The sequence below is a fragment of the Lamprobacter sp. genome, from assembly GCF_034860625.1.
Lineage (GTDB): Bacteria > Pseudomonadota > Gammaproteobacteria > Chromatiales > Chromatiaceae > Lamprobacter.
This window is the reverse complement of record NZ_JAYESN010000258.1, coordinates 1-4,007: the sequence shown is the minus strand read 5'-3', so window position 1 is coordinate 4,007 and position 4,007 is coordinate 1. Positions and strand designations below refer to the sequence as shown.

At 60.7% G+C, this 4,007-nt stretch carries 4 protein-coding genes; all 4 read left to right on the top strand.

What is annotated here, in order from left to right; translation table 11 throughout:
* The first annotated feature begins 181 nt into the window (after positions 1-181).
* Positions 182-538 carry a four helix bundle protein gene (locus tag VBE63_RS25540; protein ID WP_323685817.1) on the top strand — a complete coding sequence of 119 codons (357 nt, stop codon included), beginning with the start codon at positions 182-184 and terminating at the stop codon, positions 536-538.
* Between the two features lie 40 nt (positions 539-578).
* On the top strand, positions 579-2,597 hold the full coding sequence (gene brxL, locus VBE63_RS25535; RefSeq protein WP_323685816.1) for a protease Lon-related BREX system protein BrxL: 2,019 nt from the start codon (positions 579-581) through the stop codon (positions 2,595-2,597).
* A 350-nt stretch (positions 2,598-2,947) separates the two neighbouring features.
* Positions 2,948-3,232 carry a helix-turn-helix transcriptional regulator gene (locus VBE63_RS25530; protein ID WP_323685815.1) on the top strand — a complete coding sequence of 95 codons (285 nt, stop codon included), beginning with the start codon at positions 2,948-2,950 and terminating at the stop codon, positions 3,230-3,232.
* Between the two features lie 10 nt (positions 3,233-3,242).
* Positions 3,243-4,007, top strand: a 765-nt coding sequence (locus VBE63_RS25525; RefSeq protein ID WP_323685814.1) for a DnaB-like helicase N-terminal domain-containing protein, incomplete at its 3' end; no start/stop codon positions are given.

Sequence of the window (4,007 nt, the reverse complement as noted above, 5' to 3'; positions counted from 1 at the left end):
TATCAGCTGCGCTTGCGCGATGCCGAGACGGGCGTGGAAGAGGCGCGGTTTGATGTGACGATTGACCTTTTGTTCGACAATGACTTCTGAGTGAAGAAGTGGATAGTGGATAGTGGATAGTGGATAGTGGATAGTGGATAGTGGATAGTGGATAGTGGATAGTGGATAGTGGGGATAGTTGATGTCAATTCAGGATTATCGTGAGTTGGTGGTCTGGCAGAAGTCGATGGATTTGGTGGTTAGAATTTATCGACTAACTCGGGGCTTTCCGCGCGAAGAGGTCTATGGTTTGACCAGCCAGATTCGGCGGGCGGCGGTTTCGATCCCATCAAATATTGCAGAAGGTCAGGCACGTCAATCCAAGGCAGAGTTCCGGAATTTTTTGTCCATTGCTCAAGGATCAAGAGCAGAAGTTGAAACCCAGTTGGCCATCGCAACACGGCTAGGCTACGCAACACCTGATGATGTCGCTCACGCAAACTCTTTGCTTACCGAGATCCAAAAAATGCTAGCCGTCCTAATAAAGCGTCTCCAATAGCCACCATCTATCCACTATCCACTATCCACTATCCACTTGAATGCTAGATCAGCTCCTCAACCACCACTTCGCCGGCAAGGTGGTCCGCAAAGACCTCACCAAGCGCATCAAGGAAGGCGCGAACGTGCCGGTCTACGTGCTCGAGTACCTGCTCGGCATGTACTGCGCGTCCGATGATGAGGAAACCATCCGCGACGGGCTAGAGACGGTCAAGACCATCCTGGCGGAGAATTATGTGCGCCCGGATGAGGCGGAGAAGATCAAGTCCAAGGTCAAGGAGCGCGGCAGCTTCAAGGTCATCGATAAGGTGACCGTGCGCCTGAACGAGCGCCGGGATGTCTATGAGGCGCTGCTTTCCAATCTAGGCGTGAAGGATGCCGAGATCAGCGGGCGCTTCGTCAAGGACTTCGAGAAGCTGCTGGTCGGTGGGATCTGGTGCATCGTCACGCTGCACTACTTCCATGAGGAGGGGGCGAAGGGCTCGCCCTTCAGCATCGGCGAACTGAAGCCGATTCAGATGCCGAACCTGGATCTGGAGCAGTTGATCGAGGGTCGGCGTGGGTTCGATGAGGCGCAGTGGATCGATGTGCTCTGCCGTTCCACCGGCATGGAGCCGGCGAATCTGGAGGAGCGGGTGAAGTGGCATCTGTTGGCGCGGATGATCCCCTTCGTCGAGAACAACTACAACGCCTGTGAGCTGGGGCCGCGCGGCACCGGCAAGAGTCACCTCTACAAGGAGATCAGCCCCAATAGCATCCTGATTTCGGGCGGGCAGACGACGGTGGCCAACCTGTTCTACAACATGGCGCGGCGCACCGTGGGGCTGGTCGGGCTGTGGGACCTGGTCGCCTTCGATGAGGTGGCCGGCATCGCCTTCAAGGACAAGGATGGGGTGCAGATCATGAAGGACTACATGGCCTCGGGGTCGTTTGCGCGCGGGCGCGAGTCGATCCAGGCCTCGGCGAGCATGATGTTCGTTGGCAACATCAATCAGCCGGTCGACACACTGGTGAAGACCAGCCATCTGCTTGCGCCCTTTCCGGAGTCGATGATCGACTCGGCCTTCTTCGACCGCTTCCATGCCTACATCCCAGGCTGGGAGGTGCCGAAGATGCGCCCGGAGTTCTTCACCAACCGCTATGGGCTGATCACCGACTATCTGGCCGAGTTCATGCGCGAGATGCGCAAGCGCAACTGCTCCGATGCGATCGACCGTTGGTTCACGCTCGGCAAGGACCTGAATCAGCGCGACAGCATCGCGGTGCGGCGCACGGTGTCAGGGCTGTTGAAGCTGCTGTATCCGGCGGGTGATTACGACAAGGAGGCGGTGGGTCGGGTGCTCATCTACGCGATGGAGTCGCGCCGCCGGGTCAAGGAGCAGCTGAAGAAGATCGGTGGCATGGAGTTCTATGACGTGCATTTCTCCTTCATCGATCAGGAGACGCGCGAGGAGACCTTCGTCAGCGTGCCGGAGCAGGGCGGCGACAAACTGATCCCGGATGGGCCGCTCAACCCCGGCGTGCTGCACACCATCTGCATAGGCAGCAGCGGGCATCTGGGGCTGTATCGGCTGGAGACCCAAACCACGGCCGGCAATGGCAAGTTCACTGCCTCCGGGCTGGGGAGCAGCAGCGCGGCGAAGGAGGCCGCAAGGATCGCTTACGACTACTTCAAGGCCAATGTCGGGCGCGTCAGCGGGCTGGTGAAGGCGGGCGATCACGACTTTCATCTGCATACGGTGGAGCTGCACAACAGCGGGCCGGCCAAGGCGATGACCCTTGCGAGCTTCGTTGCGCTGTGCTCCGGCGCGCTGCGCAAGCCGCTGCAATCACAACTGGCGATCCTCGGCGATATGAGCCTTGGTGGCAGTGTGATCCCGGTCGAGAACCTGGCCGAGTGTCTGCAGGTCGCCTTTGATTCCGGGGCTAAGCGCATCCTGCTGCCGATGGCGAGTGTGGGTGATATCCCGAGCATCCCTGGCGAGCTATTCGCCAAGTTCCAGACGGCCTTCTATGCCGATCCGGTGGATGCGGCGTTTAAGGCGGTGGGGGTGGAGTAGGTGGGTTGGCCCAACTTGCTATAGCAGAGAATGCCGAGGATCCGTCCGGCCAGTTCGCGAATGGGATCGCTCATCAGGCAGGTGGTTCTGGGCTACTGGTGGACTATACCGCCGATCGCAGGCATCGCAAAACGTGCCGAAATCGATGATCTTTCACTGTCGCGGGCAAAGCCGGATTGCGTGGATGCTAGCAAGGTCTTCAGAGCCAGGCTGCCCGCAAACGGCTTGCGACCCCCGAACAGCCGTTAGGCCAAGCCCGGTATTGAGCACCGGCGGCGCTTCCTGAGTACTGAAGACAGCACGTTGGGCACGGGACCGATCCCCGCCCAGCACTGATCTCCACAACCAGGATGCCGCAACGATGCCCCACACCCTCTCTCCTACGCCGGCCCGAAGTTGAACGCCGCATTGGCCGCTCCCGCGCCAGTGTCTATGCCGATATCGCCGCCGGCCTGCTGCCACGCCCGGTCAAGATCGGTCAACGCGCCGTCGCTTGGCCCAGCCATGAGATCGACGCCGTTATCAGCGCTCTCACGGCTGGTGCGACACCCGAAGAGATGCACGCCCTCGTCAACCAATTGCACGCCGCGCGGACAGTGACGGAGTCGATAAACGTCGATAGCATCTGCCTCTGAGGTACGCATCTTGAGCCTAACCACACAAGGCCTCCCCAAGCCGTGGGAGCAACACCAAGACGCGTCTCAGCGTGCAATCACCGGCCGCGCCGAGCGCGCCCTGCTCAGTGGTTTGATGATCGAGCCCGACGCCGTCTCGCGCGTTGTGGACCTGGTGTCCCCGGACGACTTTAGCAACGACGACCACGGCAAGGTGTTCGCCTCGATCCTGGCGCTGAGCGATGATGGCATTGCACCCGAGCCAGAAATGCTGATGAACGCGCTCAAGGATCGCCGTCAGCGCGAGCTGATCGTCTCGCTGTTCGCCGATGCCACCACGGCGGCCAATGCCACTCACTACGCCAAGCTCATTCAAGCCGCCGGCACCAGACGGCGCCTGCGTGCCTTTGGCAGTCGTCTGGCCGAACAGGAAGACAGCAGAGACCCTGCTGAACTGATCGAGCGGGCACAGGCTGAATTGGATTCCCTGGTCGCCGAATGGCCGAGGATCGAGACCCGACCACCGCCACGCCGCGTGCTGATCCCGTCCGATATGGAGATCGCCCGCGCGGCCCTGGCACCGCGCTGCATCGTGGACCGCTACCTGTATGCCGACGTGGCGCAAGTGATTGCTCCCGTTGGCACTGGCAAGACCACGATGCTGCTCTACGAGGCGGCGATGATCGCGCTCGGCACGCCGCTCTGGGGTCTGAGGATCGAGCAACCCGGCTGGACGCTGTTCGTGACCGCTGAGGACCGCCGCGAGCGCCTCCTGGCACGCCTGCGCGAGATCGCC

What these genes read in the sequence shown, in the direction of transcription:
- VBE63_RS25540 (WP_323685817.1), top strand. Translation starts at nt 182, where the DNA reads ATGTCAATTCAGGATTATCGTGAGTTGGTGGTCTGGCAGAAGTCGATG.
- brxL (WP_323685816.1), top strand. Translation starts at nt 579, where the DNA reads ATGCTAGATCAGCTCCTCAACCACCACTTCGCCGGCAAGGTGGTCCGC.
- VBE63_RS25530 (WP_323685815.1), top strand. Translation starts at nt 2,948, where the DNA reads ATGCCGCAACGATGCCCCACACCCTCTCTCCTACGCCGGCCCGAAGTT.